The following is a 17,886-nucleotide window of genomic DNA, read 5'->3' as shown; positions in this document are numbered from 1 at the left end:
TAGTTAATTTATAAACTAAAGGTATTTAAATGCAATTTGCTTTTTTAAATAGTAATAAGTATGCAGCGATAAACGCTCTTAAAGCTACAATAGCTGTTGCGATTGCTTATACACTTGGTCTTCTGTTAGGAAATTTTTTTAATATAGAGCAAATGTATCTATGGATGACAATTACAGTAGTAGTTGTGATGTCTACTCAGCCTAACTTAGGAGGAGCTCTAGATAAGGCACTAATGAGGTTTTTGGGGACAGTTGCAGGAGCCTTAGTGGCTTTGGTTATTATAGCTTCAGTCCAAAATCATATTTTACAAGTAGTGTTAATTCTACCATTTATATTTTTAGCTGTTTACTTTGCAGGAGCTTCTAAATATAGCTATGCTGGTACATTAGCAGGAATTACTCTTATAATTATTATTCTAAATAAACAGCCGGGTGTTCAAGTTGCTATCTATAGAGCTATTGAAATATCTTTGGGTATAGCGATCTCATTATTTGTGAATAGGTTTATATTTCCAATTAGAGCAGAAACAAGGCTTAAAGAAAGCTATATTAAAACAATTTCAGAAATTCATGATTTTTTTGATATTCTGTTTATTGAGCGTAATCATTCTCATAAAAAGCTTAGAGTCAGTATATTTCATGAATTTGCAAAACACCTTACTCTTATTAAAGAGCTGAAGTATGAAAAATCTGCAAAAAAAGTGCATGAGTTTGAAAAGATGAGTTTATATATTCGTAGGCTATACAGATATATGATCGTTATGTATGAATACATAGAGTTTTCTTTTGATCCTCAAACAATTGCAGATCTTGATAAGGAGCCAGCTTTTATAGAATTTAAGAGTTATATTATGAAATCATTAACTGATGTGTCAGAAGATATTAAGAAACGTAAGCGCATAAGTTATAAGGAGTTATTGCGTTTTGAAAGACATATTTTACCTTTATTAAAAGATGTTAAAGTTTTGAACGATAAGGATGAGAGTTTTATATTCTATATAAAGATGTTCCTTAATGCGTTGAAAAAGCTTTCTTTAGAATATAACTATATTTTGCAAATCTCTAAACATTGATAAACTAAGCTTGTTACGGTAGTATATACGCTTAAATTTTCTTATTAAAAAATCTTTTATTTGTACTTGTTACGAGGTTATAGAAGTTATGAACTTACACTCTAAAAATATTTTAATTCCCATACTTATCACGACAATTATTATAGATATTATGGGAGCAGGACTTGTTTTTCCAATTATGCCTTCGCTATTCTTTGGCCAATCTTGTGTCACATTTGGTGATCCAGGTGGTAATTTTCAAAATTGGTATTACTCTATAGCTTTGGCTTGTTGGCCACTAGGACTGATGATTGGTTGCCCAATAATAGGTGAGCTATCTGATAAGTATGGGCGTAAGATAATATTAGTTGTGGCTTTATCAACAACTTGTGTTTCTTATCTTTTATCAGCGTATGCGATATATTCACATGATTACTTATTATTTGTAGCTAGTAGATTTGTTTGTGGCTTAGCTGGTGGAGCTTTTGAAATCGCTCAAGCTGCGGTTATTGATGTATCCACGGAGGAAGATAGATCACGAAATCTGGGTTACATAACTATGGCGGCATCTTTAGGCTTTGTTGTTGGTCCAGTAATTACTAGTTTTGTATCAGTGATGGAAGTAAGCCATACAATACCATTTGTATTTGCTGCTGTCTTAGCATTAGTAAATATCACATTTATAGTTATTATCATGAAGAGAGATCTACCAAAAAATCCAGGTTTGGTTATTCAGCTGGGTACGATCTATAAAACTATATCTTTTCTACTATCAGATAAACGTGTGAGATTAGTTGGAGTTGTATATCTTCTTATTCAGTGTGCTTGGGGGTTTTATGCGCAGGGAGTAGCTCTATTCTTAAACCTAACATATGGTTATAATGTTTCTATGACAGGAGCATTTTATGCAGTGATGGGGTTAGCTACAGCATTAGCGAGTATTTTGATACAGCCCAAAATTTTTGCAAAAGTATCAAATCAAGTAGCTTTTGTGAGAGCTGCTGTTATTTGTGGTATTGGATTTATTTTAGTATCAATTATATTTAATGAAGTGGCACAGTGGGTTTTAACAATAGTTTTATCTGCATCTCAGCTTATATGCTATACAGCACTTCTTTCAATGATCTCAGCAGCTGTGTCTGACAAAGAGCAAGGTAAAGCAATGGGAGCAGCTGGAGCTGGTTTTGGTCTTGCATGGTTTTTAAATGATATTATGATGGGACACTTATCCTCAATATCGCCAAGTTCACCTATTACATTTGCTGGCTTTATGTATTTTATTGCTGCTATTATCTTTGTCTTTTCTATCAAAATCTTGCGTGAAAGGGTACAATAATCAGCATTAATTAAATTTGATTATTTTTCTTAAATGCAGCTAATCTCTCTTAAAAATGTAAGTTTAAACTTCGGCACTCAAATAGTCCTTGATAAGGTTAATTTAGAAGTTACAAAAGGACAAAGAATCTGTTTAATTGGACGAAATGGTACAGGCAAATCATCACTGCTTAAAATTATTGAAGGTAATGTTATTCCAGATGGTGGTGAGATAATAGTTCATAATAATGCTATTGTTGCTAGTATGATACAAGAAGTTCCTAGTGATATCAGAGGAAGTGTTTCAGAAGTCATATTACAAGGTTTAGGAGAGCTCGGTGAGCATCTGATAGCATATCAGCAGACTTTAGTGTTAGATCCTGAATCTACTAAACTTGAAAATTTACATAGCTATATTGATGAAAAGCATGGATGGTCATACTTAAATGATGTTGAAGTTTTGGCCTCTAAACTTAATCTTGATTCAGCAGCCTCTTTTAAAGATCTATCTGGGGGGATGAAAAGAAGAGTTATTCTAGCAAGAGCTTTGATAAAAAAACCAGACTTACTTTTATTAGATGAGCCAACAAACCATTTGGATATTGACTCAATCAGCTGGCTTGAAGAATTCTTAGCAAGCTTTACTGGTGCGATACTTTTTATTACGCATGACAGGAAGTTTCTAAATAATGTTGCTAAAAGTATTATAGAACTTGATAGGGGACATTTATATTCATTTGATGGTAACTATACGAGGTTTCTTGAAAAGAAAGAGCAGATTCTAGATGCACAAGAAAAAGCAAATAGCGAGTTTGATAAAAAGTTAGCTCAAGAAGAGGCTTGGATTCGTCAAGGTATCAAAGCAAGACGTACCAGAAATGAAGGGCGTGTTAGAGCACTAGAACAAATGCGTCGTGATAGACAACAGCGTAGAGAAAGTATTGGAAAGGCTGATATCAAAGTGGCTCAAGCCAATAAATCTTCCAAAAAGGTTATTCAAGCTGACAATATTGGCTTTGAGTATGAAGGTGACTTTTTATTTAAAGATTTCTCCACTGAAATTCAAAAGGGTGATAAGATTGCAATTATTGGTCAAAATGGTTGTGGTAAAACAACCCTGTTAAATTCGCTGCTCGGATTGGATAAACCTACGCAAGGTACAGTAACTTTAGCTGATAATATTAAAATTGCATATTTTGATCAGTTAAGAGATCAGCTAGATGAGTCTTTGAGTATAATTGACAACGTTAAAGAAGGTTCTGATTTTATTAATATAGATGGTAAGGAAACTCACGTAATTACCTATTTACAAAAGTTTTTGTTTACTCCAGAGAGATTACACTCTCCTATTACACACTTATCAGGCGGCGAAAAAAATAGATTGTTGTTAGCTAAGATTTTATCAAAGCCTAGTAATGTTATTATACTTGATGAGCCAACCAATGATTTAGATATTGAAACTTTAGAGATTCTTGAAGAAATGCTTATAAGCTATCAAGGAACTGTAATTATTGTCAGTCATGATAGAGAGTTTATAAATAATGTTGCAACTAGTACTATAGTTTTTGAGAATGGTAATTTGCAAGAATATATTGGTGGCTATGATAGTTGGGTAGCACAACGAAAGCAACTTGTGCAGCCAGTCAAAGAGACAAACAAAGCTCTACAGTCAAAAAATAAATTAACTTATGAGCAAAAAAAACAGTTACGTAATTTACCAAGTCAAATAGAAAAACTAGAAGCGAATATTGCTTTGATTCAACAGGAAATGGGAGAGTTGGATTTTTATCAAAAGTCACAAACACAGCAAAATGAAATTCAGCAAAAACTTGATACTTTAAATATTGATCTTGAAGGTAAGTATCTTTTATGGGAAGAGCTTTTAGAGCTAGAGTAGCTTTTATAGTCTTAATTTACTCATATTTTGATTTCTAATTTTAACTTAATGATACTCGATATGCTATCATTGTATTATAGCTAATTTTAAAACAAATACTTCATGAGGACTTATAAGCGCGATATTCATGACGCTGCAGAAGAAAAAAAAGTTTTAACATTGACCGCTTTGGCAGAGTTTGCTGAAAGGTATGGTTATTATGTGGTTCAATCATTATTAATATTTTTTCTTATTGAAAAATTTAATATCTCTCAAGAGGTTTCTGCCTCACTAGTGGGAACAACATTGGCTATGATTTATATTTCAGCTATTGTTGGTGGCTATATTGCAGAAAGTTTGTTGGGTTATTATAGGTCAGGGTTACTCGGTTCCTTTCTTATGTTAGTAGGATTCTTTCTTTTAGCATCGACAGTAAGTCAGACTGCACTATATCTAGGATTAAGTTTGGTATGTATAAGTAGCGGCTTAATAAAATCTAATATGGCGGCATTTATTGGAAGATTTTATGATCGTTCATCTTACGATCATACTAGAAGGGATTTTGGTTTTAATGTGTTTTATATGGGGATTAATCTGGGTGGTTTTTTAGGATTAGTCTTAGCGATGTCTCTTAAAGATCATTTTGGTTATGATGCAGCATTCTACAGTAGTTTAGTGGTAAGTTTTGGAATGCTTATTTTATTATCAGTAGGCTATAAAATAATAGATAAACATTTACTAGATGTCACAATTAATTTGACAGTTATTTTAAAAGTTACTGTAATTTTATTTGTATATATAACTTTGTTATTTTTTATATTTCAGTTTCCTGAAGTTGCAAACTTTTCTGTATTAGGATCTTTATTCGTTTCTCTAATTATCTTATTTATATCTGTTCGTAAGAGTAGTTTTACCAAGGTCTTTGTAGCAATGATATTCTTCGGATTATCTATTATTTACTGGGCTTTATATTTCCAGATGTTTATAAGCTTACTACTATTTACTGAGTATACGGTTAAACAATACTTATTGAATTCTAGTCAGATATTAAGTGTGGTTTCGGTAACAATTTTGTTATTTGCGGTTGTTATGGGTAAACTCTGGATATATCTCGGTCGTAGAAACCTTATGACTAATGATATAGATAAGTTTAATATGGCATTTGTGATAATGATTTTAAGTTTTCTTATAATAGAAATTTTTATCTATGCTACTCCAGGAGTAGATAAAGTATCTCCATTTGCATTTATTATTGGCTATTTTTTCATAGGAATATCTGAGTTATGTATTTCTGCGATAGGTTTATCATTGGTGACTAAAATTGCACCTAAAGGTTTTGTTGCTTTATATATGGGGATATGGCTTATTACATTAGGCATTGGAGGTAAGTTAGGTGGACTCTTATCTAGCTATTTCTATGTTCCAGAGAATAATGTAGTTCTTGCTAAAGCAAATATTTCAGATGCATTAGATACTTTTGTTGTAATTGCTGTATTAACTTCTTTGTTTATTGTTTTGGTTAGAAAGTATGTTAATAGGAACGCTACATAGCATGGTTTAAGAAGAAATAGTTTAAGTTTATTTAGTTTCCCAAGTATTTCTAAGAGTAACAGTTCTGTTAAATACTAAATTTTCATGACTACAATCTTTTGAGTCAGATATGAAGTAGCCAATTCTGTTAAATTGAAAGTGTTGCTCAGGTCTTATATTTTCTAGAGATTTTTCTACTTTAGCATTTTTAATGATCTTTAGAGAATCAGGGTTTAGTACATCTTCAACGTTATCGAAGCTTGCAGGGTTCTCGTGATTAAATAGTCTGTCATATACTCTGACTTCAGCATCAATACAATTGTTGGCATCAACCCAGTGAACAATACCATTTGGTTTTACACCATCATCAGGTTTTTTACCGCCTAAAGTTTCGGGTAAATAAGAACATACTAGTTCTGTAACTTTACCTTCATCATTAGTTACAACTTCCTTACATTCAATTACATAAGCATTTAGAAGTCGTACCCTACCGTTTGGACTAAGTTTTTTCATACCTTTTTCTAGTTCAAAGACAAAGTCTTCTCTTTCGATATAAATATCAGAAGATATAGTTATATCTCGACGACCAAACTCAGGGTCTTGTGGATGGTTTGGTACATTTAACTCATGAAGAGGCATGTCTTGGATGCTCACTTTTATAGGATCTAAAACTGCATTTTTTCTTAGAGCATTTTTGTTAAGGTCATTTCTAATAGATTCTTCTAAAACAGATATATCTATTATTGAATCTTGCTTAGATATCCCTATCATGTCACAAAAATTACGGATAGATTCTGGAGTATAACCTCTGCGTCTAAAACCTTTGATTGTTGGCATACGTGGATCATCCCAATCATTGACAAGATTGCTATCTACAAGATATTTTAGTTTTCTCTTACTTGTTATAGTGTAGTTTAAGTTTAGCCTTGAAAATTCTATTTGCTGAGGCCTTTGTTGAAATTCAGTTTCTTCGATAACCCAGTCATAAAAAGGTCTTTGATCTTGAAACTCTAAAGTACACAGAGAGTGAGTAATACCTTCTATGGCATCTTCCAGTGGGTGAGCAAACGCATACATTGGATATATACACCATTTATTTCCAGTTTTTGGATGGTGTGAGAATTTTATTCTATATAGAGCAGGGTCTCTAAGATTGATATTACCAGAAGCCATATCTATCTTAGCACGTAGTGTTTTACTTCCTTCAGCAAACTCACCATTTTTCATTGCTTCAAAAAGCTTGAGATTCTCATCTACACTACGTTCTCTATATGGACTATTTTTACCAGCTTCTTTTAGTGTGCCTCGATATTCACGTACTTCTTCTGCTGATAGGTCGCAGATATATGCTTTACCTTTTTTTATGAGTAGCACAGCTAATTCATACATTCTATCGAAGTATTCTGAAGCGAAACGAGGCTCATTTTGCCATTTGAAACCTAGCCACTCTACATCATCTCTTATTGCATTAATATATTCAATATCTTCTTTATCAGGATTAGTGTCATCAAATCTTAGGTTACATTTACCTTCAAACTCCTTAGCTACACCGAAGTTCAAGCATATAGATTTTGCATGTCCAATATGAAGATAACCATTTGGCTCAGGAGGAAAGCGTGTTAGAACACTAGAGACTCTCTTTGTTCCAATATCTTTTTTGATTATATTTTTGATAAAATTAGTTTTATTTGCTTTAGTTTCATTATTCATTTTGTCAAAGAAATTATTTACTTAGTAAATTTAAGTAATAGTTTACTTTATTACAAAAACAATAACATATTTTTTTGAAAAAAAAGTATATACTGGATATAATTTGCAGTTAAAATCTAAATGCTTCGCAACATAGGAACTTTCATTATGGATCCTTCAACCATAGACGATAATAAATACTTATATACAATCAAGGAAGTACACAGAAATTTATCACTAGATGAATTAGCTCAACATGCCAAAGAGAATAGTGGTTTTGTTGGCTGCGAAGGCAAAACTCTAGTCGTTGACAGTGGAGATGTTAAGGGCAGACTTCCTGATGATAAGTATATCGTTGAGACCAAGTATGCTAAAAAGAATATATGGTGGAACGAGAATGGATCTGATAATAAAAGATTAAAAAGAAAAAGTTGGAAGTTAATAAAACAGAAGTTTCACGAGGATGTTTCAACGAAAGACATTTTTGTTGTAGAAGGTTATTACAACCATGATGAAAAAAATACAATTGCTGTTCGTTTGATAACAACTCAAGCATCTGCAGCATATTTCTTTAAGTTAATATCAATAGCTCCTAATCAGCAACAATTAGATGAGTTTGAGACTCAATGGGTAATTATGCACTCTCCAGAGACAGAGATTAGTGATTATGTTGAGATAGGTTTAAACTCACCTAAAATTATCGCTACAAATCTGAAACAACGTGAAAGCATACTTGTTGGGACGTTGTATTTGGCAGAGATTAACAAGGTTTTGTTATCTGTTATGAGTTATTATTTGTCCTTGAATAATATTGGTGTTTTTTATTGTGCAGTTGGTGTTGATGACGAAGCTAATAGCTCTATGTTTTTTGGATTATCAGGGAGTGGTAAGACAACTTTGGCACTAGATAATAATAAAAAACTAGTAGCTAATGAAGCTATAGCATGGACTGAAATGCGAGGAATATATAGTTTAGAGTCTGGCTTAACTATCAAATCAGCAAGTTTTAAGAAAAATGATGGACGTATAAAGAAAGCTCTTCAAGGTAACTTATTAATTGAAAATCCTAATTTTGATGACAGTCAAAATATTATTTTTGGAGAGAAATCAAAGTCACAAAGTAACACATACGTAACTTTCCCGAGAGAAAATTTTGAAAATATAGTAAATACAAATGATCCAAGTAAAATAATTTTTCTTGTAAAAGATGCCAAAGGAGTTCTGCCTCGAGTAGCTAAACTAAGTAAAGGTCAGGCAATTTATTATTTCTTATCAGGTTATACATGTACCTCTACAGGCATTGAGGCTGGAGTTACTGAACCTAAGCCAGAATTTTCTTGTTGTTATGCGCAACCATTTTTATTACTTAAGCCAACTCGTTATGCCAATATCCTACGTCAACGTTTGAAGCATAGTGATGCTAAAATATATATGATTAATGTTGGTTGGATTGATGGTGATTATAAAACTGGTAGACGAGTGCCTGTCGAAGAAACAAAAATGATTGTAAACTATCTTTTGACGGAGCCAGAAAATGTCAGTTTTAAGTTTGAACGACAAAAGTATTTTAACTTTAAAGCTTTGACTTCTATTTATGATAATGATGAAGTTATGCATTTAAAAAATATATGGGAAGATCAATCTTCATACAAGAAACAATATAAATCTCTAATTAAGAGTTTTATCAAAAATTATGAGCAGTTTGAAGATGATGATTTCGCTCTTAAATACAAGAAATTTGAACCAAGTATATAGATACTAATTTTCTCTCTATAAAAAACATAATATATCGATTATAATAGCGCCAATACACTGAAATTTTTTATTATATGTTAATTTATCTTTTTAATTGGTTAAGTCATTACTATAAAGGTCTAGAAGTTTTTAGCAGTTATGTATCTGTAAGAATTATAATGATTTCCATAACTTCATTGTTAATAACGCTTTTTCTCGGTAGGCCAATGATTAGATGGTTGCAGAAAATGCAAATTGGCCAAGTTGTAAGAGATGATGGACCACAAAGTCATTTTTCTAAGAGAAATACACCAACTATGGGTGGAGTTTTAATTCTTTCTTCTGTTATTATATCGGCTTTACTTTGGGGGAATTTGTCTAGCATATATCTATGGATTTTAATTTTAGTAGTTATCTTCTTTGGAGCTATTGGTTTTTTTGATGACTACTTAAAACTAGTTCTTAAGCATCCAAAGGGACTAAGGGCTAAGCACAAATTTGCTTTACAATCTGTTTTCTCAGTTATATTGGCTATAGTTTTGTTTTATCTTTTGTCTAAAAATGGACAAATGAGTCTTTCAATACCTTTTTCTAAGAACCTATATATTCCTATGGGGATCTTTCTGTTTGTGGTATTGACCTTTTTCATTATTAATGGAAGTAGTAATGCTGTAAATTTAACTGATGGATTAGATGGTTTAGCGATAGTTCCTGTAGTTCTTGTTGCTGCAGGATTAGGTATTTATGCTTATATTGAAACAAATAGTATATTAGCTAACTATTTACTTTTCCCGTACATCGACAATAAAGGACTTGTTGAGGTGGCAGTTTTTTGTGCGGCTTTATGTGGGTCGGGCTTAGCATTTTTATGGTTTAATTCGCACCCAGCAGAGGTCTTCATGGGTGATGTAGGCTCATTGACGTTAGGCGCTGTTTTGGGTGTGATTGCTGTGATGATTCGCCAAGAATTGATATTTTTTATTATGGGTTTGTTATTCGTTATAGAAGCATTATCTGTGATGTTGCAAGTAGGATCATATAAGCTTAGAAATGGTAAAAGAATTTTTAAAATGGCACCTATCCACCACCATTTTGAACTAATGGGCTGGCCTGAGACAAAAGTTGTAATACGTTTTTGGATATTCTCTTTGATACTTTTCTTAATCGGTTTGATAGCTATTAAGGTTAGGTAATGTTCAATTTCTATTTTGATGATAAAAAAATATCTAAACTACTTATGGTTGGTTATGGCTCTACAGGTAGGTCTGTTTGCGATTTTTTAGCTAACTTTATTGATCTTTCAGTTGATATCTCACAGAACGATAATGATTTTATAAATTGTGATTTAGAACAATATGATTTAATAACTGTAAGTCCAGGTATTCCACTTAATAAGTCGCCGTATAGAGTTTTATCTAAATTTAAACAAAAAATAGTTAGTGATATTGATCTGTTTTATCAATCAATTAGAAACACTAAGGCAAAAATGATAGCTGTTACAGGATCGAATGGGAAAAGTACTATCGTCACAATGCTTGATTTTGTTTTAAGAGACTTAGGCTATAAAAGTATCCTTGTTGGTAATATTGGTACGCCACCCCTCAATAAGATTGGTGAGAGATTTGATTACTGTGTGGTTGAGGTTTCGAGTTTTCAAATAGATTTGTTTAATAGTGTAGAGTTCGATTTAGGGTGTGTGATTAATGTATCACCTGATCACTTAGATAGATATAACAACTATGAAGAATATAAACAGTCGAAGCTAAATTTAGCAAAATTTAGTAAAGATTTTTTTGTTTATGATGTGCATAACAATGGTCTTAAGTATGCCGGTGAATATCAGATAGTAAGAGGCTCTATCTATAAAAATGCGACTAAGTTGTTAGATATAGATGAGACAAATCTTTTCGGAGAACACAATTTAGAGAATATTATAGTTGTTCTCAATATTTTTGATAGATTTGGTATAGATGCATTTAAGGTAGTAAATTCAGTTAAAAAGTTTAAGGGGCTTAAGCATCGTTGCGAAGTTGTCAAAAAAACAAACGGTATTACTTATATCAACGACTCAAAAGGTACAAATGTTGGAGCTACTATAGCTGCACTAAATAGTATTACTAATTCGAAGAATATTATATTGTTATTAGGCGGTGTTGCTAAAGGGGGTGATTTTAATCTAATGAAAAAATCTTTAGACAAGTATGTTAAATACATTTGTGTATATGGTCAAGACAAGGAATATATAGAGAATTATATCAAAGATCTATGCCAGTATCAGATTTGTAATGATATGAAAGATGCATTTGACTCAGCTAATCAAAAAGCTCGGGATGGTGATACTATTCTTCTATCACCAGCGTGTGCAAGCTTTGATGAGTTTAGTGGATATGCGGAGCGTGGTGATGTATTCGAAAGATTAGTTGCTAAGCTAAAATAAAAAAATGGGAAAATGTAGTGCTATATAGATTAAAGCTTTTATTAAGTGGTCAAAATACAAAAAAAGAGCGTGTTAGAGCAAAGCTAGAAATAGATATTTCAATAGTTTTTGTAATGTTAGGTTTGCTAATTTTTGGTTGGGTAATGGTTACATCTGCTTCTATGGTTGTTGCGTTAGATGATTACAATAATCCATATTTTTATTCTATTAGACAAGGATTTTTTGCAGTTATTGCAATATTTCTTTTCTTATTGGCACTGTTGGTACCTACTAAGAATTATGAGAAAAACTATAATGCTTTTTTCTTTATAATGCTTATAGTATTAGTAGCTGTTTTGGTTCCAGGTGTAGGTAAAAGTGTAAATGGGGCTAGACGTTGGATACCTCTTATTATTATAAATATCCAAGTTGCTGAGTTAGCTAAGCTTTTAGCAATTATCTTTTTCTCTGGGTATATAGCCGAAAATTTACCTAAAATGACTAATTTTAAAGAAGGTATTCTTACGCCTATTACATTACTAGGATGTATTGCGGTTTTGTTGCTTATGCAGCCTGATTTTGGATCAACTGTAGTTATTTCAATATGTGTTATGGGAATGTTGTTTGTGTCTGGTAATAAGGTGCGTTGGTATGGTCTACTTATAGGAGCGATGCTTATCATGGCGACTATGCTTGTGATTATATCGCCATATCGAATGCATAGGATTACAGGATTTCTTCATCCGTGGGAAAACGCGAATGGTTCAGGTTATCAGCTTGTGCAGGCTCTTATAGGCTTTGGTCGAGGTGGTTGGTTTGGTGACGGATTAGGTAATGGAGTTCAAAAGCAATTTTTCTTACCTGAAGCACATACCGATTTTATAACATCTGTGATAGCTGAAGAGATAGGTGTTATAGGGTTGATGATTTTACTCATAGTATATTTATTTATAGTATTTAGGGCTATGAATATTGCAAAAATGGCTTTTGAGCTAAAAAGATATTATCAAGCATTTCTATCTTATGGGATAAGTTTTTGGATTGGTTTTCAGGTTTTTGTTAATATTGGTGTTAATACCGGCTTGTTACCAACAAAGGGTCTTACTTTACCGCTTATAAGCTACGGCGGTAGTAGTTTACTTATTATGTGCTTTACACTTGGTATTCTAGTAAGGGTTGACTTTGAAAACAAACTCTTGGCGGATACTATCAATCCAAAATATATATATAAGAAAGTAAGAAAATAGTTATAACAATTAATAATATTTTCTTTTGAAGAGAAATGTTTTAAATTTCGCTAAATTGTTCTGGTTTATCCTCTTTATTTTCAAATAAGAATTTTTGCATTTCGTCTTTGAGAAATTCCTTAGCTTTTGAATCCATTAAGTTTAAACGATATTCGTTGATCAAAATTGTTTGATGAGCTAACCAAGCCTGCCATGCTTTATTTGAAATCTCAGCATGTATTTTTTTACCAAGTTCACCAGGTAGTGGTTGAAATGGGATAGCATCTAGTTCTTCATTATATTTTTTGCATAAAATTTTTGTCATTATTCACTCCTTTGAATATTTAAATACATCTTTTAGGTTTTGGAAGTCCTGCTAGTTTTGCAGCTTGTACAGCAGGCGATACAGGAAATAGTATTTGTAAGTACAAACTATTGCCTATTTTTTCTCCATATTTTTCTTTTAGGGCCTTTACAAGTTCTCTTATAGCTGGAGATTTCTTATTTTGTTGATAAAAGTCACGTAAGAAGTTGATGACTAGCATATGCTCATCTGTTAATGATATGTTTTCATCATTAGCCATTTTAGCGCAAAAATTGACATCCCAACTGTCAAAGTCTAATAAAAAGCCTTGCTTGTCTATGTTGTAGTTATCCACAAATATGGTAAAATTTCATACTAGTTTTTATTATCTGACAATTATAGCAAACAAGAGTAATTGTTTTAATCCATAAAAAGGCATATTTGATGAAAGTTACATTATATACTACTAAATATTGTCCATATTCTTTGAGAGCAAGAATAGCTCTATCAGAAAAGAAAATGGCAATGGATATTGTTGAGGCAGGAGATTTGGAACCAAAAGTTGTGAAAAAAATTTCTCCAAATGGTATTTTTCCTGTTTTAATGGAGAAAGACTATAGTATAAATAATAGAAAAGCATTATTAATATACATAGATGAAAGATTTCCGGCTCCAAGTCTACTGCCAAGTGTTGTTAATGATCGTATTAAGATACGCCTTTCTTTGGACAAAATTGACAATGAGTGGTATCCAGTACTTGATGAAATTAGAAAAAATAAAGAAAATAAAGCTAAGTTGAAAGCAATTTTTAAAGATCTTAAAGAGAGTTTATTAGCTATGGAAAAAGCTTTTTCGGACTCTGACTATTTCATATCCTCAGGTTTTACACTTGCTGATTGTTACATAGCTGCTTTAATTATTTGTTTAGAAGCAGAAGGTTTTGTAATTGATGAAGAGTATGGGTCAATTTTTAATTATAAGAAGCGTGTTTTTGCAAGAGATTCTGTCAAAAAAGCCAATTTAAAAGGTGGAGCTGGAGAGTCTTTGCTAAAGACTCTAAGAGCTCATCGATAGGATATAATAATTATGTGGTATCAAGGTTTTATAGATTTTGTATTTTTTGTTTTGAGTACAATCTTGGTTGTAATAGCTATTGTTTTTGTTGTAGGTAGCTTTTTTTCTTTACTTGCCAAGGCAAAGCAAGAAGCTGCAAAGTTAGCTAAAGGCAAGCTTGAGATAAATAAAATAGGCGATGAGTATAGATCTACTAAAGAGCAGATTTTAGGAACTATTCTTGATAAAAAAGAATATAAAAAGTTTGTTAAAGAGCAGAAGAAAGTTGATAAGCAAGAAAAGCCAGAACAAAGAAAGTTTGTTATCAGTTTTAAGGGAGATGTTCACGCATCTCAGGTTGAAAATTTACGTAACGAAGTAACAGCAATTTTAGCAGTTGCGAAACCTGAAGATGAGGTTGTGGTAAGAATTGACAGCCCTGGTGGTGTTGTTAATGGCTATGGTTTTGCTGCGGCTCAGTTGGAGCGGATTAGACAAGCAGGAATAACTTTGACAGTTTGTATTGATCAAGTTGCTGCTAGTGGTGGCTATATGATGTCAGCTATTGCTAATAAGATTATTGCTGCACCTTTTGCAATAGTGGGCTCAATCGGTGTTGTTGGGACAGTTCCTAATGTCAGAGAGTTACTTGAGAAAAATGGTATCAATGTTGAAATGCACACATCAGGTGAGTTCAAACGTACGCTTACAACTGTTGGTGAAAATACAGAGGAAGGGCGTAAGAAATTTAAACAAGATTTGGAAAATATTCACGAACTATTTAAAAAGCATATCTTGGCATATCGTCCGAGTTTGAATATACACGAAGTAGCTACTGGAGAGTATTGGTTTGGTAAAGATGCTTTAGGTTTAGGACTAGTTGATGAGATTAGAACTTATGATGACTATTTGATTGAGTTATTAAACAATCATTATTCTGTTTATGAAGTCAGTTATGTTAGGAAAAAGGATAAAGGACTAATAAAATCTAAGCTTGCTATGATTAAAAAAACTATTACAAGTTTTTTGTATGCACGTAAAATAATATAGGACGAAAGTGTTATCTTTAGATATTCATCAACAACTTCTTGATAGTTTTTTTGAACAAAAAACTAAGAAAATGCTTCATCATGCTTTTATTTTTAGAGTTAAAGATGCTGTGTTACTAGATGGTTTTGTAAGTTCCTTGTGCCAGCTATTGTTGGGTCAGAAGGTTGTAGACTATAAAGAATCTCCTTATATAAGTATAGCTGCTATAGAGAATGATGAAATTAAAGTTTCAGAAATAAAAAAGATAACCAAAAACTGTGAATTAACTGCGCATAATAATTTATGTAAAATAATTATAATTGAAGAACTTGATTTCTTAAATGAGTCTGCAGCTAATGCTTTATTAAAAACATTAGAAGAGCCTTCAATAGACACATTCTTTTTGATGTTTACCAAAAATTATACTGATATTTTGCCTACAGTTAAAAGTAGATCTTTAGTTTATGACATTAAATTTAGCCAAAAAGATAAATATAACTATTTAAAGTATACATTTGATATGTCTCAAGAAGCAGTTGAGAAATCATTGTTGATGGCTCGTGATGATGTGAATATTGTAGCTAAAATCAAGCTTGAACAACATTTTTGGACTCTTAGAAATAATCTAATGAAGGTTTTGGTTAAGCAAACAAACCTTAATGTGTTTTTGAAAGAGGTTAATCCACATTTTAGAGATGTTTTATATTGGTTAACGAGTGTAATAATTGATGCTTATAATTATAATCTCGATGAGCAAGCTAGTATTGCTAATTACGATAAATTGGCAGTTATAAAATACCTCTCAGCTAAGTTTACAGATGATTATATATATAAGCTTTATTATAAATCATTGGAAGCAAAAGGTTATTTTGCAAACTTCAAGAATGTTGATAAAGAATTGGTTATAGAAAATTTAATATTAGAAATTATAAAATAGGTGAAATAAAATGGATGTTAAACAACAACAAAAATTAAAAGCTCAAGCACACTCATTAAAGCCCGTTGTCCTAATGGGGGAAAAGGGGCTTACTGAGAATGTAATGTTAGAAATAGATTTGGCTCTAGCATCACATGAGTTAATTAAAGTAAAGGCAGGACGTTTACCGAAAGAAGAAAAGCAAGAAATTGCAGCGGAGATTGTTAAAGCTACAAAATCTGAGATTGTGCAAATTATAGGGAATATCCTGGTGTTATATAGACATAATCCTAATAAGGGTAAAAAGTAATAGTAGCTATTCCTAATAGGCTTCACTTAATTCAATAACTTATTTTTAGTACTATAAATATTTTAAAAAATTCTATAAAATTTAATTTATAAGTCTTTTCTGGATCTATTTGATAATGAAAAAAAAGATTAGTTTGATTTTTATAGTAATTCTGGGTCTAGCTTTGTACTCGTGTTCAACGATGTCCAGTGACGAGTTCGTTTATTTAGGTCATCCGAAGTCTTTAAGTGAATATCATATATACTATGATAAAACTCAAAATTTATATATGTTTGTTGATACTAAAGGCTGTTTCTACAAATCTGAAGAGTCTGGAACATGCTTTGCATTAGATGAAGATGAAACAAAATACTTCCTTGATAATGTGCTACCTAAGATGATAACCGCTGAGAATAAGATCTTAAAGTATAAGCAAAAGCTTTTAAAGTATATGAAGGAAACAAATAAAAAATCTATTAAAAAAGCTGTGAAGATAAACTATGAAGTTAGGCCTGTGAAGCAGATAGATATTGATAACCATAAGGAGTATCATTTAGTTAATCAACAGTATAACCTTGAAGCTAATTTAGTAGTTATAGAAAATGATGATGACATCTTGGTCTTATATTCTGTTAGAATTCCAGAAGCTATGAAAAGACAAAAAACACCTAATAAACCATTCTTGCTTGATCCTGAGTATCTGAAAAAAATCATGAACAAGGATTTTATAGCACGAGCAGAAAAATATCATTTAAATAAAAAAGCAGCAAAAAAAGCTAAGCAAGAAGAATTCAATAATTTTTTAAACAATGATATAGATATATAAAAATGATAAATATTGCATTATATGAACCTGAAATTCCACCCAACACTGGCAATATAATTAGATTATGTGCAAATGTAGGTGCTAAATTACACCTGATTGAGCCATTAGGGTTTAAGTTAGAAGATAAGCAACTTAGAAGAGCTGGTCTTGACTATCATGAATTTGCAGATCTTAAGATTTATAAAAATTTTGATGAGTTTTATCAGAAAAATAAAGAAAATAAGATTTGGGCGTGCACAACAAAAGCGAAGCAGTACTATCATCAAGTAGATTTTGATAGTGATGATATTTTACTTTTTGGTCCAGAAACAAGAGGTTTACCAGCCGAAGTTTTAAGAATGCTTGAACAAACTCAGCTCAAGATTCCAATGCATGAAAACAGTCGTAGTTTGAACTTATCAAATTCTGTGGCAGTAATTTTGTATGGAGCATTGAGTAATATAGGCTTCGATAAATTAGGCCTTTTGTAGTGAAACTCTATAGCTAATAATATTAGACAAATATTAAGACTGTTGATTTAATCTTTCATTAAACTTATGAACTTTTGTAAAATATAGATATCGTAGATATTTATATTTTTAGTAGTTATGGATTTTTTCTTTTTAGGTTTAGAAGAATCATTAGGTAATGAT

Annotated in this window: 17 protein-coding genes; 14 read left to right on the top strand and 3 right to left on the bottom strand. The window is 31.8% G+C overall.

Annotated elements, in window-relative coordinates; all coding sequences use genetic code 11:
* The first annotated feature begins 29 nt into the window (after window positions 1–29).
* From F3D57_RS04790 to F3D57_RS04775, 4 genes are all read left to right on the top strand, one after another.
* On the top strand, window positions 30–1,073 hold the full coding sequence (locus F3D57_RS04790) for an FUSC family protein (protein WP_013923554.1): 1,044 nt from the start codon (window positions 30–32) through the stop codon (window positions 1,071–1,073).
* 88 nt (window positions 1,074–1,161) lie between these two features.
* The gene (locus F3D57_RS04785; protein ID WP_150465389.1) at window positions 1,162–2,388 is read left to right on the top strand and encodes an MFS transporter; all 1,227 of its coding nucleotides are present in this window, start codon (window positions 1,162–1,164) and stop codon (window positions 2,386–2,388) included.
* Between the two features lie 33 nt (window positions 2,389–2,421).
* Complete coding sequence (locus F3D57_RS04780) at window positions 2,422–4,263, top strand: ATP-binding cassette domain-containing protein (protein ID WP_150465388.1); 1,842 nt, start codon at window positions 2,422–2,424, stop codon at window positions 4,261–4,263.
* Between the two features lie 102 nt (window positions 4,264–4,365).
* Entirely contained in the window at window positions 4,366–5,793 is a 1,428-nt protein-coding gene (locus F3D57_RS04775; protein ID WP_150465387.1) for a peptide MFS transporter, read from the top strand.
* Window positions 5,794–5,820: 27 nt separating this feature from the next.
* Here the strand turns inward: F3D57_RS04775 and F3D57_RS04770 are convergent, their stop codons facing one another.
* Window positions 5,821–7,482: a glutamine--tRNA ligase/YqeY domain fusion protein gene (locus tag F3D57_RS04770; protein WP_150465386.1), complete on the bottom strand. Its 1,662-nt coding sequence runs from the start codon at window positions 7,480–7,482 to the stop codon at window positions 5,821–5,823.
* A 147-nt stretch (window positions 7,483–7,629) separates the two neighbouring features.
* Between F3D57_RS04770 and F3D57_RS04765 the strand changes: the two genes are divergently transcribed.
* The 4 genes from F3D57_RS04765 (at window position 7,630) to ftsW (ending at window position 12,858) form a co-directional block, all read left to right on the top strand.
* Window positions 7,630–9,216, top strand: a complete 1,587-nt coding sequence (locus tag F3D57_RS04765) for a phosphoenolpyruvate carboxykinase (ATP) (protein ID WP_150465385.1) — start codon at window positions 7,630–7,632, stop codon at window positions 9,214–9,216.
* A 74-nt stretch (window positions 9,217–9,290) separates the two neighbouring features.
* A complete protein-coding gene (gene mraY / locus F3D57_RS04760; protein ID WP_149367963.1) occupies window positions 9,291–10,388 on the top strand; it encodes a phospho-N-acetylmuramoyl-pentapeptide-transferase in 1,098 nt (365 codons plus the stop codon).
* Window positions 10,388–11,632 (top strand): UDP-N-acetylmuramoyl-L-alanine--D-glutamate ligase, encoded by a 1,245-nt coding sequence (gene murD, locus F3D57_RS04755; RefSeq protein WP_150465384.1) that lies wholly within the window; start codon window positions 10,388–10,390, stop codon window positions 11,630–11,632. The genes mraY and murD overlap by 1 nt, the downstream gene beginning before the upstream one ends.
* A 17-nt stretch (window positions 11,633–11,649) precedes the next feature.
* Entirely contained in the window at window positions 11,650–12,858 is a 1,209-nt protein-coding gene (gene ftsW / locus F3D57_RS04750; protein WP_150465383.1) for a putative lipid II flippase FtsW, read from the top strand.
* A 40-nt stretch (window positions 12,859–12,898) separates the two neighbouring features.
* On the opposite strand, the gene F3D57_RS04745 is transcribed toward ftsW, so the two are convergent.
* A complete protein-coding gene (locus F3D57_RS04745) occupies window positions 12,899–13,162 on the bottom strand; it encodes an oxidative damage protection protein (protein WP_013923545.1) in 264 nt (87 codons plus the stop codon).
* A 19-nt stretch (window positions 13,163–13,181) separates the two neighbouring features.
* Window positions 13,182–13,496: a TusE/DsrC/DsvC family sulfur relay protein gene (locus F3D57_RS04740; protein ID WP_041263830.1), complete on the bottom strand. Its 315-nt coding sequence runs from the start codon at window positions 13,494–13,496 to the stop codon at window positions 13,182–13,184.
* An 89-nt stretch (window positions 13,497–13,585) separates the two neighbouring features.
* On the opposite strand from F3D57_RS04740, the gene F3D57_RS04735 reads away from it, so the two are divergent.
* From F3D57_RS04735 to trmL, 6 genes are all read left to right on the top strand, one after another.
* A complete protein-coding gene (locus tag F3D57_RS04735) occupies window positions 13,586–14,215 on the top strand; it encodes a glutathione S-transferase N-terminal domain-containing protein (RefSeq protein ID WP_149367967.1) in 630 nt (209 codons plus the stop codon).
* Between the two features lie 12 nt (window positions 14,216–14,227).
* Complete coding sequence (sohB, locus tag F3D57_RS04730) at window positions 14,228–15,244, top strand: protease SohB (protein WP_150465382.1); 1,017 nt, start codon at window positions 14,228–14,230, stop codon at window positions 15,242–15,244.
* 7 nt (window positions 15,245–15,251) lie between these two features.
* Window positions 15,252–16,160 carry a DNA polymerase III subunit delta' C-terminal domain-containing protein gene (locus tag F3D57_RS04725; protein WP_150465381.1) on the top strand — a complete coding sequence of 303 codons (909 nt, stop codon included), beginning with the start codon at window positions 15,252–15,254 and terminating at the stop codon, window positions 16,158–16,160.
* Window positions 16,161–16,170: 10 nt separating this feature from the next.
* Window positions 16,171–16,449 carry a ribosome assembly RNA-binding protein YhbY gene (gene yhbY / locus F3D57_RS04720; RefSeq protein WP_150463748.1) on the top strand — a complete coding sequence of 93 codons (279 nt, stop codon included), beginning with the start codon at window positions 16,171–16,173 and terminating at the stop codon, window positions 16,447–16,449.
* Window positions 16,450–16,564: 115 nt separating this feature from the next.
* A complete protein-coding gene (locus F3D57_RS04715) occupies window positions 16,565–17,254 on the top strand; it encodes a hypothetical protein (RefSeq protein ID WP_146421044.1) in 690 nt (229 codons plus the stop codon).
* Between the two features lie 2 nt (window positions 17,255–17,256).
* On the top strand, window positions 17,257–17,724 hold the full coding sequence (trmL, locus tag F3D57_RS04710; protein ID WP_013923538.1) for a tRNA (uridine(34)/cytosine(34)/5-carboxymethylaminomethyluridine(34)-2'-O)-methyltransferase TrmL: 468 nt from the start codon (window positions 17,257–17,259) through the stop codon (window positions 17,722–17,724).
* The last annotated feature ends 162 nt before the right edge of the window (window positions 17,725–17,886 follow it).

The organism is Francisella sp. SYW-2 (assembly GCF_008711475.1).
GTDB classification, from domain to species: domain Bacteria; phylum Pseudomonadota; class Gammaproteobacteria; order Francisellales; family Francisellaceae; genus Francisella; species Francisella salimarina.
This window is presented reverse-complemented; position numbering and strand designations above follow the sequence as displayed.